At 60.3% G+C, this 17,152-nt stretch carries 16 protein-coding genes; 6 read left to right on the top strand and 10 right to left on the bottom strand.

Going from position 1 to position 17,152, the window contains the following annotated elements:
• Nucleotides 1-125: 125 nt before the first annotated feature.
• Together fabF and NW863_RS05805 are read right to left on the bottom strand one after the other, a co-directional pair.
• Complete coding sequence (fabF, locus tag NW863_RS05810; RefSeq protein WP_414365137.1) at nucleotides 126-1,391, bottom strand: beta-ketoacyl-ACP synthase II; 1,266 nt, start codon at nucleotides 1,389-1,391, stop codon at nucleotides 126-128.
• Between the two features lie 93 nt (nucleotides 1,392-1,484).
• On the bottom strand, nucleotides 1,485-1,730 hold the full coding sequence (locus NW863_RS05805; protein WP_011431644.1) for an acyl carrier protein: 246 nt from the start codon (nucleotides 1,728-1,730) through the stop codon (nucleotides 1,485-1,487).
• Between the two features lie 231 nt (nucleotides 1,731-1,961).
• On the opposite strand from NW863_RS05805, the gene rpsF reads away from it, so the two are divergent.
• The 4 genes from rpsF to NW863_RS05785 all read left to right on the top strand — a co-directional run bounded on the left by rpsF (nucleotide 1,962) and on the right by NW863_RS05785 (nucleotide 4,205).
• Nucleotides 1,962-2,252, top strand: a complete 291-nt coding sequence (rpsF, locus tag NW863_RS05800) for a 30S ribosomal protein S6 (protein WP_414365135.1) — start codon at nucleotides 1,962-1,964, stop codon at nucleotides 2,250-2,252.
• A 107-nt stretch (nucleotides 2,253-2,359) separates the two neighbouring features.
• On the top strand, nucleotides 2,360-2,758 hold the full coding sequence (locus NW863_RS05795) for a single-stranded DNA-binding protein (RefSeq protein ID WP_414365133.1): 399 nt from the start codon (nucleotides 2,360-2,362) through the stop codon (nucleotides 2,756-2,758).
• A 69-nt stretch (nucleotides 2,759-2,827) separates the two neighbouring features.
• The gene (locus NW863_RS05790) at nucleotides 2,828-3,487 is read left to right on the top strand and encodes a M14 family zinc carboxypeptidase (RefSeq protein WP_414365131.1); all 660 of its coding nucleotides are present in this window, start codon (nucleotides 2,828-2,830) and stop codon (nucleotides 3,485-3,487) included.
• A gap of 187 nt (nucleotides 3,488-3,674) precedes the next feature.
• Nucleotides 3,675-4,205, top strand: coding sequence for a universal stress protein (locus NW863_RS05785; RefSeq protein WP_414365129.1), 531 nt, complete (start codon nucleotides 3,675-3,677; stop codon nucleotides 4,203-4,205).
• Here NW863_RS05785 and NW863_RS05780 read toward each other — a convergent pair.
• The 5 genes from NW863_RS05780 to purM form a co-directional block, all read right to left on the bottom strand.
• Nucleotides 4,202-5,635, bottom strand: a complete 1,434-nt coding sequence (locus tag NW863_RS05780) for a DUF4340 domain-containing protein (protein WP_414365128.1) — start codon at nucleotides 5,633-5,635, stop codon at nucleotides 4,202-4,204. The genes NW863_RS05785 and NW863_RS05780 overlap by 4 nt on opposite strands.
• An 18-nt stretch (nucleotides 5,636-5,653) precedes the next feature.
• The gene (locus NW863_RS05775) at nucleotides 5,654-7,222 is read right to left on the bottom strand and encodes a GldG family protein (protein WP_414365126.1); all 1,569 of its coding nucleotides are present in this window, start codon (nucleotides 7,220-7,222) and stop codon (nucleotides 5,654-5,656) included.
• A gap of 24 nt (nucleotides 7,223-7,246) precedes the next feature.
• On the bottom strand, nucleotides 7,247-8,032 hold the full coding sequence (locus NW863_RS05770; protein WP_414365124.1) for an ABC transporter permease: 786 nt from the start codon (nucleotides 8,030-8,032) through the stop codon (nucleotides 7,247-7,249).
• Nucleotides 8,029-9,063 carry an ABC transporter ATP-binding protein gene (locus NW863_RS05765; protein WP_414365122.1) on the bottom strand — a complete coding sequence of 345 codons (1,035 nt, stop codon included), beginning with the start codon at nucleotides 9,061-9,063 and terminating at the stop codon, nucleotides 8,029-8,031. Before NW863_RS05765 ends, NW863_RS05770 begins: the two co-directional genes overlap by 4 nt.
• Before the next feature lie 204 nt (nucleotides 9,064-9,267).
• A complete protein-coding gene (gene purM, locus NW863_RS05760; protein ID WP_414365120.1) occupies nucleotides 9,268-10,323 on the bottom strand; it encodes a phosphoribosylformylglycinamidine cyclo-ligase in 1,056 nt (351 codons plus the stop codon).
• A gap of 145 nt (nucleotides 10,324-10,468) precedes the next feature.
• On the opposite strand from purM, the gene NW863_RS05755 reads away from it, so the two are divergent.
• Complete coding sequence (locus NW863_RS05755) at nucleotides 10,469-11,572, top strand: septal ring lytic transglycosylase RlpA family protein (RefSeq protein WP_414365118.1); 1,104 nt, start codon at nucleotides 10,469-10,471, stop codon at nucleotides 11,570-11,572.
• Here the strand turns inward: NW863_RS05755 and NW863_RS05750 are convergent, their stop codons facing one another.
• From NW863_RS05750 to NW863_RS05740, 3 genes are all read right to left on the bottom strand, one after another.
• On the bottom strand, nucleotides 11,573-12,610 hold the full coding sequence (locus NW863_RS05750; RefSeq protein ID WP_414365116.1) for a response regulator: 1,038 nt from the start codon (nucleotides 12,608-12,610) through the stop codon (nucleotides 11,573-11,575).
• Entirely contained in the window at nucleotides 12,607-15,636 is a 3,030-nt protein-coding gene (locus NW863_RS05745; RefSeq protein ID WP_414365114.1) for a PAS domain S-box protein, read from the bottom strand. The genes NW863_RS05750 and NW863_RS05745 overlap by 4 nt, the downstream gene beginning before the upstream one ends.
• Nucleotides 15,637-15,831: 195 nt before the next feature.
• Entirely contained in the window at nucleotides 15,832-16,830 is a 999-nt protein-coding gene (locus NW863_RS05740; protein WP_414365113.1) for a ribose-phosphate pyrophosphokinase, read from the bottom strand.
• Between the two features lie 131 nt (nucleotides 16,831-16,961).
• Between NW863_RS05740 and NW863_RS05735 the strand changes: the two genes are divergently transcribed.
• Nucleotides 16,962-17,105: a hypothetical protein gene (locus NW863_RS05735; RefSeq protein WP_414365112.1), complete on the top strand. Its 144-nt coding sequence runs from the start codon at nucleotides 16,962-16,964 to the stop codon at nucleotides 17,103-17,105.
• The last annotated feature ends 47 nt before the right edge of the window (nucleotides 17,106-17,152 follow it).

The following is a 17,152-nucleotide window of genomic DNA, read 5'->3' as shown; positions in this document are numbered from 1 at the left end:
GCTGCCATGTGCTGGGCGTATTCGGGGGGATGGCCCTGCTGCGTCAGCTCCGCCGTCAAGGCGGCCAAAGCCTGCTGCCGAACAGAGGGGGCGGAGCCTTCTGGGATGGACATAGGCGGGATTCCTTAGTCGGAAGAGTAGCGGCGCAGGGCTAAGGTCACGTTATGCCCCCCAAACCCAAAGGCGTTGACCAGGGCCACGTCAACAGCCATCTGCCGCGCCTTGTAGGGCACAAAGTCCAACCCTTCGCACTCGGGGTCGGGGTTATCCAGGTTAAGGGTGGGGGGAACCCAGCCGTGGTAGATGGCCAGGGCCGTCGCCACCGTGGCAATGCCGCCTGCCCCCCCCAAGAGGTGACCGGTCATGGATTTGGTGGCGCTAATAGCCAGGCGAGGGGCATGCTCGCCGAAAACTGCCCTGATGGCCTGCACCTCGGCAACATCTCCCACAGGCGTGCTGGTGGCATGGGCGTTGATGTGCTGCACCTCTTCAGGCCGGATCCCTGCATCTTTGAGGGCTAGCCGCATCGCGCGGGCAGCGCCTTCGCCGGCGGGGGCAGGGTTGGTGATGTGGTGGGCGTCGCAGGTAAGGCTGTAGCCGACGATCTCGGCATAGATCTTGGCGCCGCGGGCGCGGGCATGTTCCAGCTCCTCCAGCAGGAGGATCCCCGCTCCCTCCCCCATCACAAAGCCATCCCGCTCCCGGTCAAAGGGCCGGCAGGCCTGTTCGGGAGCCTCATTGCGGGTGGAAAGGGCCTTCATAGCGCTGAACCCCGCCACCGACAGGGGAGTCACTGCCGCTTCTGTGCCCCCTGTAATGGCCACCTGCACTTCCCCTCGCTGGATAAGCCGAAAGGCATCGCCAATGGCGTTGGAGCCGGAAGCACAGGCCGTCACCGTGCAGGAATTGGGCCCCTTGGCGCCAAAGTGAATGGCCACGTGGCCCGCCGCCATGTTGGCGATCATCATTGGCACCATGAAGGGGCTGCAGCGATCCGGCCCCTTTTGCAAGTAGATGGTCTGCTGCTCTTCCAAAACCCGGATGCCGCCAATGCCAGTGCCCAAGATTACCCCCACCTGCTCGGCGTTGAGATCCGTAATGCGAAATTGGGCGTCCTCCAGCGCTTGTTGGGTGGCGGCCAGCGCCAGATGGACGAAGCGGTCGGTGCGCTTGACGTCCTTGCGATCCAGGTAGTCGAGGGGATCAAAGCCCTTCACCTCCCCGGCAATGCGGCACTCGTGGCGGGAGGCGTCGAAGTGGGTAATCGGCCCAATGCCAGATCGCCCTGCCAACAAGCTCTGCCAAAACTCGGCGGAAGAATTGCCAAGGGGGGTTATCGCCCCCAGCCCCGTGATCACAACGCGACGCTGGGAGTTGGGCGGGACGGACATAGGAGCGGCGGCAGGATCCATAGACAACCGTGAGTACTCTTCCTTAGCACTCCCCCTCGAGGAGGAAGGGGGAGGCCTACCCCCTCTCCCAGCTTAGGCAGCTTTCTTGGAGAGGATATAGTTGACGGCATCCTGCACGGTGGCGATGCCCTCCGCATCTTCATCGGGGATTTCCAGATCGAATTCCTCCTCAAACGCCATGACCAGCTCTACCGTATCGAGGCTGTCGGCTCCTAGGTCGTTCTGGAAATTGGCTTCCAGGGTCACTTTGTCGTCCTCTACGCCCAGTTGATCGGACACGATCTTGCGAACACGGCTGTAAACTTCATCTGCGCTCATGCTTGGAACCCCAGATATCGACTGAGAGTGTCTTGGCTAAGCCAACCGGCGGCTATCGAAGCATCCCCTATTGTATCGGACAACGGATCCCCTCTTGTGAAGAGGCCCACCCGCTTTGGTCGCTGTAGAGGGGCGGAGAATTGAGCTGTGGCCCTTTTCGGTTGTCACAAGGAGAAGCTAGGATGGTTTACTGCTTCTTTTGATTTGGATTCCCAAGGAGAACTGGCTTCCATGCCCCGCGCCTACGAGACGATGCTGATCGTGCGCCCCGACATCTCGGACGAACCCCTGCAACAACTCCTCACCGAGCAGGAGTCGCTTCTACGAGAAAACGGGGCGACCGGCCTGGAAATTACCAACAGAGGCAAGCGCCGCTTTGCTGGGTTTGAGATGAAAAAGTTTAAGGAAGGCCTGTACATCCAGTTCAACTACGAGGCCGAGCCAAGGGCAGTAGCCACCTGGGAGAAAAATCTGCGCATCAACGAGAGCATACTGCGCTACATGACTCTGCGCTTGGATTAGGTTGACGGGATCGCGGTCTGGAGGCATGGTAGAAGTACTTGAGCTGCCTTCTTTTGTACTTGAGCTGCCTTCTTTTAACGCCCTGATAGCCTTTCAATAGCTTTGTCATGAACTCGATTGTCTTGATGGGGGAAGTGGCGAGCGAGCCGGAGCTGCGCTACACTCCCGACAACTTGGCCGTTACCTCGCTGGTGCTGCGCTTCCCCAGCTTGCGCCCGGAGGAGCCACCGTACCAAGTGCGGGTTGCTTCCTTTGGAGAGCTGGCCCAGCGGGTCGTAGATACTTGCCACGTCGGCGACCACATCACGGTGGAGGGCCAACTGCACATGAACGTGGTGGAGCGAGATGGGCGCAAGGAAAAGCAGGCGGAGATCACCGCCCGCCGCATCCATCAACTGGGATCCGCACAGGTTCTCTCTCTGTCGGCGACAGGTGAGTCCACAAGCTTGAAGTCGTCCGAAGGGGATGTCGCCTCTCTGCCGAACCCAGATGAGATCCCCTTCTAGGGACTGGGGATAGCCTCTCTCATCAGGTCTCAAGAATCCGCCGCTGCTCAACCCTCGGGCTCCCCGCATGTGCTTGGCTACTCTCTGCAAGGGCGCCCCATCCACCTCTGGCAGCTCACCCGCGGGATTCGCTCGTTCCTGCTAATCGGTGGGGTACATGGGGATGAGGTGGAGGGCTACGGCTTAATCGAGCGCTACCTGGCTTCTGGGAAATGGGGATCCTTGGAGAGCAAGGCTGCGCTTTGGGCGATCCCCCGTCTGAACCCGGATGGCTGTGCCCTGGGGCAACGGCTCAATGCCAACGGCGTGGATCTTAACCGCAATCTGCCCACGCAAGATTGGGTTGCGGCCTCTTTGGAAGCTCGCTATCCGCCGGGGCCAGCCCCAGGCTCCGAGCCCGAGACACAGGCGTTGTTGGCAAGTTTGGCCCAGATTCGGCCTCAGTTTATCCTTTCTGCCCACTCCTGCCAAAGCAATCCCTGCGTAAATTACAACGGCCCTGCTCTCGAGCTGGCCCAGGCGATGGCCGCTCACAATGGCCTGCCGGTAACGGACGACATTGGCTATCCCACCCCTGGCTCACTGGGCACCTGGGCGGGACAGGAACGGCAGATCCCCACTCTGACGCTGGAACTCCGGCGGGGCACTCCCCTCGACCAAGTCTGGCAAGAGCAAGCCGAGGCGCTGCAGGCGGTGTTGGAGTGGGCGGCCCAGGACGATGCGTTCTGACCTGTGTCAAGATCTCTGAACTTTCATTGCCAACCCGACAGGTCATCCGAGATGCCCGCGGTTTTCTCGCCCAGATCTTCTACAACACAGATAGATGAGGGCAAAGAAAAGAGGAACTTGGAGTCGAAACCGAAGTCAAACCTTGTCTTTCTTTTGCCCATCTGTTAGCCATTTGGAGGAAGTCGGTATGTTCAGCAGGATTTTGGTGGCGGTGGATCGGTCGGAGCTGAGCGAAGGGGTATTTCAGCGGGCCGTCCAGGTGGCGAAGGCCATGCAGGCCAGCATGATGATCCTCCATGTCCTGTCTCAGGAAGAGCCCGGAGCTCCAGAGCCACCCATGATTCTAGGTGTAGATTACAGCTCCACCATCAGTGCTGAGCTATGGCAGTCTTATCGCGAGCAGTGCGCCATCTTCGAGCAAAACCAAATAGACTACCTGCGCTCGCTGGTGGAGAAAGCGGCTGAGCAGGGGATCCCTGCTGAGTACAACCTCCACTATGGCAACCCCGGTCGGGTTATCTGCGACTTGGCCCGCTCTTGGAATGCGGATCTAATCGTGGTGGGCCGCCGCGGCCACTCCGGCTTGAGCGAGCTGTTCCTAGGCAGCGTCAGCAATTACGTGCTCCACCGTGCTCCCTGCTCGGTGCTCACCATTCAGGGGGAAGCTTTGAGAAAGGGGTCCCAACCGCAGGAGAAGCAAGCGGCTACCCCCGCTTAAGGACTTTGGGGAGAGGCGGTGGGAGGGGAGCTCTCTGGCTGGCTTTCCTCCTCAGTGGTGGTCTCCAGGAGACGCTTAACCTCCGTTTCTATGCTGTTGAAGGTGCTCAGGTCGATGACAGCAACATCCGGCTGGCGGCTGCTTTGGGCGTAGGCGCGCAGGCCGGAGGAGGTCAAGCGTAGAGTCAAGGGCTCCTGATCCGTGTCGGGCTTGGGCTCAAAGGTCAGCTTCAGATCCGGCTCGGCCAGGGCTTTTTGGGCGTCGGGATCCGTTTCCGGCACGAACTCCTTGGCGCGGGCGGCGTTGAGGCTGGAGAAGAGAGAGCTGAGATTTACAGGCTGGCCCGGTCGCTCCGGATTTTCCCAGCGCAGCTCCAGGGATCCCTTCTCCTGGGGCAGGGGGTTGAGGGTAACCCGCTCTCCTTGGGATTCCAGGGTGACTTGACCCACCTGGTTGGAGTTGAGGTGAGCAAGGCGGTGATCCCGCAACTCCTCGAGGTCGGGGCGAAGGATGTCAGCAGTAGTGGTGAGGAGGGTAGCCACTGCCGGGTGCTCGGAGGTGATGACATAGACTTGACCGTCTTTTTCCGATCCCAAGGCCACGCTCAGGGTTTTGCCGTCTTTGAGCTCAACGCTTAGCTGAGCAGAAGGCTTCTCCAGACCATAAGGAGCCAGCTCCGCCTTGGTTTCAGCCGGGAACTCCACCGCCTGCAGGCGGGATAAGGTGTTGAGCAGGCGATCGACGTTGAGGTCATCGGCGGGCAGCTCCCTGGGCTCAACGATCTGCCAAGTATCTTCTTGCCGCTGCAAACGAACAACCTCTGGATCCGCCTCGGCCAACTGCACCTGCAGAGACTTCACTGCCGCCGTCTCGAAACGCAGCAGAGTCTTGTCCCGCAAAGCCAGCAGGGAGGGGAGCAGGGATCCCTTCTGGGCGCTGGCCAAGAGCACAACCTCTCCGCCTTCTGGCTGAGCGTAGAAGCCGGAGCCATCGAAGTTGTCGTTGCCGATGGCCAGACGGTAGGGATCCCCTTCTTTGGGGAAGAGGGCAATCTGGTGGCGCGGCTGATCCAGGCCGAAAGCCCCCAAATCCTCGGCCCCTTCCAGCGTGATTTGAGGCGTGAGGCGGGAGAAGGTGTTGAGAAGTTGCTCCACCGGGAAGTCCAGCGCCGCTGACTGGATGGGCTGGCGGATGCGCCAACGGGATCCCTCTTCTCCTTCTGGGGCCCGCTCCAGCAGGATAACTTCTGGCTGGCTGTCTTTCTGTTGGCGGATCTCGATGCGGGCAATGGTGTCGGGGGCAAAGTGAAAGAGCCGCGCCCGCTCCGCCTGCTGCTGCTGCCGCAGTTGCTGGAAGTTATCGAAGAGGAAATACCCCAGCAGAGCAGCCACTGCCAAGCCCAAAAGAATCCAGGTGCTGCGCTTGAACATGCTTGTCCTCCTTCGGCCCTACCGCCTTTGCCACCAGAGCCCAGCCCCTGCTCCCAACGCCACCAGCGGCAGCAGTACCGTCGATCCCAGCACCAGCCAGCGGAAGTTTTGGCCGGTCAGGGTGAGACGGCGATCGGTAATGGATTTGGGGCGGATGGAGATTTGTTCAGTTCGCTCGGTGAGCCAGTTAACCGTGTTGAGGAAAAGATCGCGGTTGCCCTGCTGCCTCAGGTTGCCGTCGAGGGCAAAGTTGACGTTGCCGATCACCACCAGGCGGGCCTCGGTCGGCGACTCCTGGGCTTCTGAGTTGTTCTGATCGCCTTCCACTTGCCGGGTCAGGGCTACGCCCAAGGTCAGGGGGCCGGGCTTGTCTTGATCCGGGTCAAATTGCACGGGGCCAGCTTCCAGGTTGGGGCTGGTCTCTCCCCAGCTCTGCGGACTGCTGCGCAGCAAGGGTGTGGCCTGGATCCCTTCGCGGGCTTGGGTTTCCACCGAACGGGCCAGCGGAAAGAGGGTCATCAGCCGCTGCTCGGCCAAGGGGGCGGTGATGGGGTGATCCCCGTAGGTGGTAACTAGGGCAACTGCCGGCCCCGTGCCCAGGAGTTGGCTGACGCTGCTCACCTCGATAAGGATGTCATCTCCCAAAACCACGCCCCACTCTTCCAGCAAGGGATCCAAGCCGGCATCCACCCGCGGCCCAATGAGCAGCAGCAGCCGTCCTCCCTTGGCCAGGTAGTCCTGCAGCTTCTCCACCTCGCCGGGGAAGAGAGCCCGCTGCGGCCCCGCCAACACCAAAACCTCTGTCTCGTCAGGGATCTCGGCCTGCACCAGGTTCAAGGGCTCCACTCGGTAGCCCTCCTGTCTCAGGGCTGCCACGGCCTGGGCCAGGGTGGGGGTGCCTTCCCGCGCTTCTAGGCCCACTTCCCCATGCCCTTGCACGAAATAGGCCAGCAACTCCCCGCGGTTGACCACTTTAGACAAGACGGGGGTCAGTTTGCTCTCCAGCTCAGGGGCAGGGGGCTGGGGCAGTTGCTGCCGGCTTTCTCCGGCCTCCACCACCAGGGTGTTGTTTTGCGTCACCTGCAGCCGCTGAATGGTGAGGGGATCCCGATTGGGATCGACAAACGCAAACTGGAAGCGCTCGGGGTTGAGGCGGCGGTAGCGCTCCAGTTGTTCCCGCAGGTTGGGATCCGGCGCCGTGGTAACCACCCAGACTTTGACGGGTTGCGCCAATCCCTGCACCAGTTGCCGGGTTTGAGGCGACAGGGTAAACAGGCCCTCCTCGGTGAGATCCAGGCGCAGGTCGTAGCGCACCGCTACCACATTCACCAGCACCAGGATGACGGCCATCGCCGCCACCGCCACCAGGATGTTGGCGTTGGTCTGGGTGGAGCGCAGCCCCAAGAACAGGCTCACCTCCTGCCGGTGGGTGAAGCCCCAAACCACCACCAGAGCCAAGCCCGTGGCCATGAGGCTGAGGGGCACCGCCGTCCAGCCGGTGAGAGCGGATCCCACCAGCAGGCCGATGGCAATCCCACCAAGGCCGACGATCCCCGCCCAATCTGCCAACGCCCGCCAGTCTTTCATCACCGCACTTCTCCCAACACAACCCTAGCTTTGCTGCCAGCGCAGGCTTTCTACCGATTGCACCGTGGCAAACAGCCCCAGCACGATAATGCTGAGGAAAAGGACGATGCTACTGCTGCTGAGGATCCCTTGCACCCAGTTGCTATATTGCTGCAGCAGAGAAATATGCCTCAGGGTAGCGGCAATCCAGTTGTTCTCCTGGCCGGCCGCCGCGTCGATCACCCAGAGCAGCAGGATTAGCCCAAAGGTGGCCACCGCCGCGATAAGGGTGCTGTCGGTCAGGGAAGAGATGAACAACCCCAAGGCCATGACACTGCCCGCCAGCAGAGCAAGTCCCACATAGCCCATTAGGGTTAGGCGGTAGTCCACTGCCGGGGTGGCGCTGCTCAGCACCAGCACGTGGTAGACCAGCGGTGGCAACAGCAGCGTCATAAAAAACACCCAGACCGCCAGCCACTTGCCCAGGGCCACCTCCAAGTTGGTAATGGGGGAGGTGGCCAATAGCTCCATGGTGCCCCGCCGCCGCTCTTCGGCGTAGGAGCTCATGGTGAAGATAGGCAATAAAAATAAGGAAAGCGTGCCCAGCAGGTTGAGAAACTGCTGCGACAGGATGGTGGCGGCATCAAAAGGGTTCTCTTGGCCAAACTGGGCAAAGAGATCCACCTGCTGGGAGAAGTTGATCACCCGCACCAAGATGTTGACGAAGAAAAACCCCGCCAGCCCCCAGAGTACTGCCGCCACCACATAGGCAATGGGGGAGGTGAAGTAGCCGCGCAGTTCTTTGCGAAAAATGGCCACTGCTCCGTTCATGCTGCTTCCTCCAATGTGCCTGCGGATCCCTCTTGGGTGGTGAGCTGCAGGAAAATCTCTTCCAAAGAAGCCTGGGGACGACCAATCTCGTAGAGGTCGATCCCCGCCTGCACCAGAGCCCTGGCCACCTCCGGGATCCAGCCTAAGGACTCTGTCCCGTTGTCGCGAACGGCAGCAACGTTGCTTTTAAGCTGCACCTGCCAGCGAGGGGGATCGGATCCCAGGGGCTGCAAACTCACCACCTCCACCTGGGGCAGGTTTTGCAGGGCCGCCCGGATGGCCGTTTCCTCAGGGGCGCCCACCACCAGCTTCGCCTGCTGCCGATCCTGCACCTGTGCCGTCAGCTCGGCGGGCGTGCCGATGGCCGCCACCTGGCCGCGGTTGATGATCACCACCCGGTCGCAGGTCATGCTCACCTCCGGCAGGATGTGGGTGGAGAGGATGATGGTGTGCTCTCCCGCCAGGCTCTTGATCAGGTTGCGCACCTCGATGATCTGCTTGGGATCCAGCCCAATCGTGGGCTCGTCCAGGATGATCACCGGCGGGTCGTGCACCAGGGCCTGGGCCAGGCCCACCCGCTGCTTGTACCCCTTAGAGAGCTTGCGGATCAAGGTGTGGCGCTTGTCTTCCAGACTGCAGCGGCGGATCACCTCGTCCACCCGCCTGGGCCGGTCGCCGGGGCTGACCCGCTTGATCTGGGCAACAAAGTGCAGGTAGGCCTCCACCGTCATGTCCGGGTAGAGGGGCGGGTTTTCCGGCAAATAGCCGATGCGCTGCCGCACCGCCATCGAGTTTTCGTGGACATCAAACCCGGCCACCCGCGCCGTCCCCTCGCTGGCGGGCAGATACCCGGCCAAAATGCGCATGGAGGTGGTCTTGCCGGCGCCGTTCGGCCCTAAAAACCCCATGATCTCGCCGGCGTTGACCTGGAAAGAGATATCGCGAATGGCCGTAAAGCTGCCGTAGGTTTTGCTCAGATGCTCCACTTCGATGGCAGCCGTGGTTGCAGGAGCAGTGGATAAACCTATCATCGGCGGCTCCTAACCTAGAGGGTCAGCGTGAGTTGGCCAACAGCCCAAGTCCGTAGATGCGAAAGCGCGCAGCCCTTGTTTTGAAACAGGCAGAAGTTGAGAGCAACAGAGGCGGCAGCGCTGAGGCCATCAGCAAACTTAGCACAGAGGCGGCGGGGATAAGCAAACGGCAGCGGGATCCCCTCCCCCCTTTTGGTGGGGTGCTCAGGGGGCCAGGGATCCCCACGCTTCCAACCCCAAGACTCGGCTCTCCCCAGGGCGGGCGGCCACCACCTCCCCGATGGGGAAGGCTTCGGGCAGCAGTGAGCTCACCTGATCTTCCGCCTCAGGGGGCACCACCAGCACATAGCCCACCCCCAGGTTAAAGGTGTTGAACATCTCCAAAGTCTCCACCTGGCCCTGCTCCTGCAGCCAGAGAAATTCCTGTGGGATGGGCCAACTGTGGGGCTCTAGTCGCGCCGCCTGGTCAGGAGCCAAACAGCGGGGCAAGTTTTCCGGGATGCCGCCGCCGGTGATGTGGGCCATGCCGTGGATGGGGATCCCTGCTGCTTGCAGCCGCTGCACCGCCTGCACGTAGATGCGGGTGGGGGTGAGAAACACCTCCGCCAGAGGCCGATCCCAACCAGAGGGCTGGTGATCCCAGCGCCAGCCCCGCTCGGCCACAATCCGCCGCACCAGGCTGAAGCCGTTGCTGTGCAGGCCGCTGCTGGGCAAAGCCCACAGCCGATCCCCAGCCTGCACCCGCGAGCCGTCGAGAATGTCCGCCCTCTCGACAATCCCGACACAAAATCCCGCCAGGTCGTACTTGCCGGGCGGATAAAACCCCGGCATCTCCGCCGTCTCTCCCCCCAGCAGTTGGCAGCCGGCCTCCTGGCAGCCCTCCAGAATGCCGTCAATCACCTGCCAGAGAGCTTCCGGCTCCAGCTTGCCGGTAGCCACATAGTCCAGGAAAAACAGCGGCTTGGCTCCCACCGTCAGCACATCGTTGACACACATGGCCACCAGGTCGATGCCCACTCCGTGGTGCTGCCCCCACTGCTGGGCAATCTCCAGCTTGGTGCCCACCCCATCGGTACCGGCAACCAAAACCGGCGCTCGGTAGCCTGCTGGCAGCTCGAAGAGGCCAGCAAACCCCCCAATGCCCCCCAAGGTTCCTGAAGAACCTGAAAACGGGACTTTAGTTCGTTCAACGCGCTCGCGAATCCCCTTGACAAAGGCGCGGCCCAGATCGATGTCAACCCCTGCTGAGCGGTAGTCCAAGATGACGAAAATCCTTGTGCTGACGGAACTTAGGCTTTTGCCCTCGACCGGGCAAGCTTGTCAATTTAGAAACCTATGGTACATTAACTTCTGTTTTACTGTCGCAGTGGATGTTGTACAGGAGTTTCGAGAGGAGCGCGGCCTCATGCGAAATTGGAAGCGGCTTGGACAGGGACTGGCTCCCGCCCGCCAAGTGGGCTTAGTCGGCTGTCTCTGTGTTACGGCTCTCAGCTTGCCGACAGGCATGTTGGGCAGCCCAAACTCGCAGGCACAAGCCTCAACTCGCAGCGGATCCCCCAGCGCCAGAGCAACCCAGCCATCCCCCAAAGCCCACTCGCTCTCCCCGGCAACCGACCTTGTCTCCCCTTCCCAACCCAACGCTCCCCTGCCGGCCAAACTCGGCACCTTGCACTCGCAGGACTCGGAGTCTCTCCTCCTATCTCGCCAGGCGATCCCTTCGCGGCCAACAGAAGAACCCACCCTCAAGATCGGCGAACAACAGCAGCAAACCAGACAGCCCATCTCCACCCTCTACGACTACCAGATGGATGGGCGGCAGGTGGTCACCGTCTACGTTCGGGATCTACCTGTTGTCAGCTTTGTCGAGCAACCCGGGTTGGAGTCGCCGCTGCTGCGGGCCAGCACTCTGGTGGCCCGGCTCAACCAAATGGCCCAGGGATCCCTGAAGGACACGACCATTACCCTGGCTTGGGCAGAGCCCCAATCCGGGGATCCCCTCTACGCAGTTCAGGTCAACGGCGAGGAATTGCTGCGCATCGACGAGGGAGTCCTGCTGCCAGATAACCAACGCCCGGTGGATACAGCAGTTTTGGCTGCCAATCGTCTGCGCCGTCTGCTGCTGGATGCGCCCCCCATTTCGGCTCCGGCCCTACCTCAACCGGCTGCTCTCGCCGCCAAGGCCACTGTTGTAGGCCCTAAGCCAGAAACAGCCGCTCAACCAAAACCTGCCCCTGTCCGTACCGTCGGGCCTGTGCAGGAAGGGATCGCCTCCTGGTATAACCTGCACCCCACCCGCCATGAGATGACGGCTGCCCACCCCACTCTGCCCTTCGGTACCGAGGTGCGGGTCACCAACCTGAGTAACGGGCGTCAGGCCGTCGTGCGCATCAGCGATCGCGGCCCCTTCATCCCCGGTCGGATTATCGACCTCTCCCTACGGGCAGCAGAGGCCCTGGGGATGGTGCGCTCTGGGCTGGCGCCGGTGCGGGTGGAAGTGGTGCAGCGCTAGCTAAGGCACGGGCGAAAAGCGCTTGGAGTCGGGCGAGTAGCGCCAAGAAATGCCGTCGGGATCCCGGCTGCGGCTCCACTCGGGAAACCCACTCTTGAACTTCCAGTAGGTGATGGCGGAGACCACTACCCCCAACCGCTCTGCTAGCTGAGTCTGGTTGAGGGGGCGCAGTGTTACCCGCGGCACTGTAATCGCCTCCTCGGCAGCGACAGGGCTGGGCAGGGGAGCGGGATTGGCCACCGCTGGGGGGGGCTCGGAGAGGGTAGCCGTAGCTATGGCCGCCGGTTTCTCCTCTTCCAGCAGGCGACTCCGGCTGGGCTCCTGGGGCCGCAACAAGCTAAACTGACTCAACAGCCCGACATTTTCTAGGTTTAGCAAATCTTCCAGGTTAGAGGTCTGATGAATCAGTTCCAGCTCGCGGTGAAACTCTTCCTCCAGCACCCGCAGGTAGTACTGCCACTTCTGCTCCGACTCTGCCTCTTTGAGCAGGCCTAGGGCAAACTTGAGCTTCGAGAGGAGCTCACTCAGATCTTGCAAGAATTTCTTGAACAAAGTGCCCTTGACCTCTGCAAACTGCTGCAACTGCTGCAGCTTTTGTCGCAGCTCCTCCAGCCTTTTCTCCTCCAGCCTGCGGCTCTCTAGGCTCTGGCGGTGGTTGTGCAGGGCAATTTCGATGGCGGTGTAGAGCTCCCGCTCTTTGAAAGGTTTGATGATGTAGCCAAAGGGCTGCGTCTCCTTGACGCGCGAGAGAGTGTCCTCATCAGCGTAGGCCGTCAGGTGCACCACCGGAATGTTGAAGCGCTCGCCGATTCGCTTGGCGGCTTCGATGCCATCGATATCTCCCTTCAAGACGATGTCCATCAAGACCAAGTCCACCGACATTTCCTCCAGCCGTCGGATTGCTTCTTCGCCAGAGGACGCGATGGCCGGCACCGCATAGCCAAATTTTTTCAGGACGTTGGCAATATCCTTGGCGATGATCTTCTCGTCTTCGACAACCAGAATGCTGCCTTTGGCAAGCATGGGAACTTTCTTCAAGGCTGGCTCCTTGGAAAGGTGATGATGAAAGTGGTACCCGACTTGTTTCTCAATTCTATCTTGCCCTGGAGCTGATCGGTGAGGGTCGCAACCAGTTGTAAACCTAAAGATTGAGTTTCCTTGAAATCGAAGTTGCGGGGCAGGCCAATGCCGTTGTCAGAGACGCGCAACTGAGTATGGGTACGGGTTTGCTTAAAGTGGACGTCGATCTGACCACTGCGGCCTTTGGGGAAGGCGTATTTGAGGCTGTTGGTGACCAGCTCATTGATGATCAGGCCGCACAAAACTGCGTCGTCGAGGTTGAGGCGGATCCCTTCGGCGCGGATGCTGGCGCGAATGATCTCGGGGTTCACGCCGTAGGAGCGGAAGAGATTGGAGATTAAATTGTGGAGGTACTGCTTCAAATCCACAGCAGCCAGGTTGTTGGACGGGTACAGGCCCTCGTGGATCAAAGACATCGCCTGAATGCGGCTGCCGGCGTCCTTAAAAACGCGGGCATACTTGTGGCTTTTGATTTGATCCGCCTGGAGCCGCAGCAAGCTGGAGATGATCTGCAGGTTATTTTTGACACGGTGGTGGATCTCCCGCAGCAGAATCTCTTTTTCTTGCAGGGCTGCCTGAATCTGCAGCTTCGCCTGTCTTTCTTCAGTAATATCTTCGCAAATGCCAATAACGAAGAGGTTTTTGCCTTCGGGATCCCGCACTGCCGAGACCGCCAGGCGGCACCAAACCACCTTGCCGCTGCGGTGGATGTAACGTTTTTCCAGGTGGTAGCGATCCCGTTGGCCGTTCACAACTTCCTGGAAGAGTCGCCAATCTTCCTCGATATCGTCCGGGTGGGTGAGGTCGCAGAAACTCCTGCTGACCAATTCGGCAGCGCTGTAGCCAAGGATCTCTTCCAGGGCGGGGTTCACCTTGAGGTAACGGCCTTGTCGGTTGACAATGGAAATGCCCAGGGCCGACTGCTCGAAGATGCCCCGCAAGCTCAGCTCGCTTTGGCGCAGGGCCGCCTCCGCTTGCTTGCGCTCGGTAATGTCCAAAATTTGGCTGAGAAAGTAGCTGGGATCCCCCTGCGCAGTGCGCACCAGAGTGATGCGGAGAAGGGCGTAGACGATTTGCCCGTTCTTGTGGATGTAGCGCTGTTCCTGCTCGCAGTGGTGCACCTCGCCGGCCAGTAGGCGGTTGGTGCTCTCCAGGGTGGCGGCAATGTCGTCAGGATGGGTGATGTCGAGGACGGTTTTGCCTTTGAGATCTTCTAGGGTGTAGCCTAGGGTTTCGGTGAAGGCGGCGTTGATTTGAAAATAGGTACCATCCAGGTGGGTCATGGCCTTGGCAATCGGGGACCACTCAAAGGATTGGCGGAAGCGTTCTTCGCTTTCTCTGAGGGCGATTTCTGCCTCGACACGGGCGCTGATGTCGATCACCTGGTTGAGAAACTGGGTGGGCTGGCCGGCTTCATCGGTAAGCAGGGTGGCCTGGAACAGCACATGGACAACCTGGCCGGAACGGTGGATGTAACGAATCTGCCGCTGGCTGATGGAGACTTTGCGTGTCAAGAGGGCCTCGTTGGCCGCCAGCAGTTGGTTGACATCGTCGGGGTGGAGGATGTCCAGTTGTTGCCGACGCTGCAACTCTTCGGGGGTGTAGCCGACGATCTGGGCAAAGGCCTCGTTGACCTGGATAAATCGCCCCTGCAAATCCACCAGGGCAATGCCGTTGGGAGCCAGCTCAAAGATCTGCCGGAAATGGTTGGCGCTCTGTTGCCAGGCTTGCTCTATACGACGACGTTCGGCTTCCAGTTGCTTGGACTCGGTGATGTCTTCGACGATCCCTGCCACCCGGTAGAGTTTGCCCTCTTTGTCGAGGATGGGAAAGGTGCGTTCCCGCAGCCAGAGGATGCAGCCATCGGGGCGGCAGAGGCGAAAAACCACATCGGTGGGCTGGCCCTGAAGTTGGGCTTGAAAAATGGCGGGGAACAGCCAGCGATCGTCAGGGTGAATGTGGCGCATCCAGGCCTGGGGATTGGCGTAGGCCTCTGCAGGGGAAAGGCCCCAAATGGCTTCACAGGCGGGGCTGACGTAAATCAGCTCTTTGCCGCAAAGCGTGGAAATCCAAAACAGTTGCTGGCTGTTCTCAGCCAGTTGCAAAAAACGATGCTCGCTCTCTCTGCGGGCTTCCTCCAGTTGCTGTTGCCGTTCTTTAAGCTGGCGGGAGGCCGTGATATCGGTAACAAACCCTTCAAAATAGAGGGGCTCCCCCTGCTCGTTGTACAGGGTGCGGGCGTTTAAAGAAATCCAGATTTTTTTGCCGTCCTTGCGGCACACCTGCTGCTCGGCGTGCACGACCTGGCCTTCCTTCAGCATGCGCTGTACGAACTCAGATCGCTGCTCCGGGTCGCCGTAGATCTGAGAGCCGATATCGGAGACGTGGCGCATCAAATCTTCTGGGGATTCGTAGCCAAAAATATGGGCCAGAGCCGGGTTGGCCACCAGATATTTCCCTTCTGGAGTCGTTTGAAAAATACCTTCGACAGCGTTCTCGAAGATCTGTTGGTAGCGGGCGGCAGTGCTGCGGCTGTGCTGCAGTTGCGCCCGAAGTTCCGCGAGGGCTTGTTGCTGCTCCTGGGCCTGGAGCAGGATGTGTCGCAGGCTGAGGGCGATGAGGTTGATCTGTCCCCGTTCGGGGAGACTCAGTGGGCGAGGGCACTCCCCCAGTAGGTGAAGTGTCGCCAGCCACCTCCCTCCCTCATCCAGCAGGGGAAAAGCTTCATGAAAGGGCCAAGATTCGGGGGGGCTGAGCGGCTCGTTGCCAGGGATCCGCTGGGGGTCGCGGTAGAGGATCCCTTTTGCAGCCGAGTCGGGATCGGATCCCGGCTGGGCCAGTTCTAGATAGACCAAGGGGACGTTCAGCAGTTGCCCCAGCAATTGCAACAGCGGGTACAGCGCTGCAGCGGACTCCGTCTTCAGTTCAGTTTGAAGGGACGGCTCTTCCCTAGCGGCGGCCTGTCCGGCAACAAAACTGTTCACAGCGGATCTTGGTGACCTAGAAATGGGAGGCGACATGGGAAAAACTCGGCTGGGAAGCTAGCTCTACCCAGTCCATCACGATAGATGGGGGGCACCTGTTGAGTTGGTCTTCACAGGGCAAAAAGCAAAGGATCTCCGCTAGGTACGCCCGTTCCGCACCCACTATCTATACTTTAGCGATGCTCTGGAGAAACCTTAGTGAAACATGCTGCTGACGGAGCTGTCTTCGTGAATGCGCCAGATCGCCTCTCCCAGCACGTTCGCCACCGAGAGGACGGTCAAGCCTGGAAAATGCCGCTCTGGAGGAATGGGGATGGTGTTGGTGACGATCACCTCTTCAAACAGACCGCCCTGCAGGCGTTCGATGGCCGGATCGGAAAAGACAGGGTGGATGGCGCAGGCATAGACCGCCTTGGCCCCCGACTTGCGCAGCAGCTTCGCCCCTTCCGAGATGGTGCCTGCCGTGTCAATCATGTCATCTACGAGGATGGCGATTTTACCGCGCACATCGCCAATGAGGTTCATGACTTCCACGTCGTTGTGGGCCTGGCGGCGCTTGTCAATGATGGCCAGCGGAGCTTCCTTGAGTTTTTTGGCAAAGGCACGTGCCCGCGCTACCCCTCCCACATCGGGAGAGACGACCACAATATCTTCGTCGAGTAGGCCTTTTTCTTTGAGGTAAGCCTGCAGTACCGGCTGGGCGTAGACGTGGTCGAGGGGAATGTCGAAGTAGCCCTGGATCTGAGCCGAGTGCAGATCCATGGCCAGCACCCGGTGTGCCCCTGCCTGGGTGATCATATTGGCCACCAGCTTGGCGGTGATGGCTTCCCGTCCGGCGGTTTTGCGGTCGGCACGGGCGTAGCCGTAGTAGGGCAAGACGGCAGTGATCTGGCGGGCCGAGGCGCGGCGGCAGGCATCGATGATCACCAGCAGCTCCATCAGGTGATCGTTGACCGGGCGGCAGGTGGGCTGCACCAGGTAGACATCGGCGCCGCGAATCGACTCCTGGATTTGGATGTACAGCTCACCATCGGCAAAGCGCTTGCGCAGCATCGGGCCCAGATCCAGGCCTAAGTAACGGGCTACTTCCTGGGCTAGGGCTGGATTGGCGCTGCCTGAGAAGATTTTAAGGCGGTTACTATCTGAGATGGGTGGCAGGGGAGAAGGGCGAAGCAGAGGAGCAGGGCGAACCACAGATCGACGCTGAACTCGTCCGTAGCCAACGCCTGACGGCGAGCTGACGCTATCGTAGCACTGGCGCTTGCAACTTTAGCAACTGTATTCTTCGGGATTTTGGGTCTCGGAGGCAGGTTAGCATAAACGGGATGAAGGTGGAGCTGCTCCACATCCACAAGCACTTTGGGGCGGTACAGGCAAACCGCGATGTGTCTTTGCGGGTGGAGGCAGTCACGATGCACGGTTTGCTGGGGGAAATGGAGCCGGCAAAAGCACCTTGGTCAAGATCCTGAGCAGCTTTCTGCGCTGCGATCTAATGCGATCTAAGGAGAGATTTGGA

It is taken from the genome of Synechococcus sp. B60.1, assembly GCF_047462555.1.
In the GTDB taxonomy this organism is placed as follows: Bacteria; Cyanobacteriota; Cyanobacteriia; order Thermostichales; family Thermostichaceae; genus Thermostichus.
The sequence above is the reverse complement of the archived record's forward strand: the minus strand, read 5'-3'. Positions and strand labels throughout refer to the sequence as shown.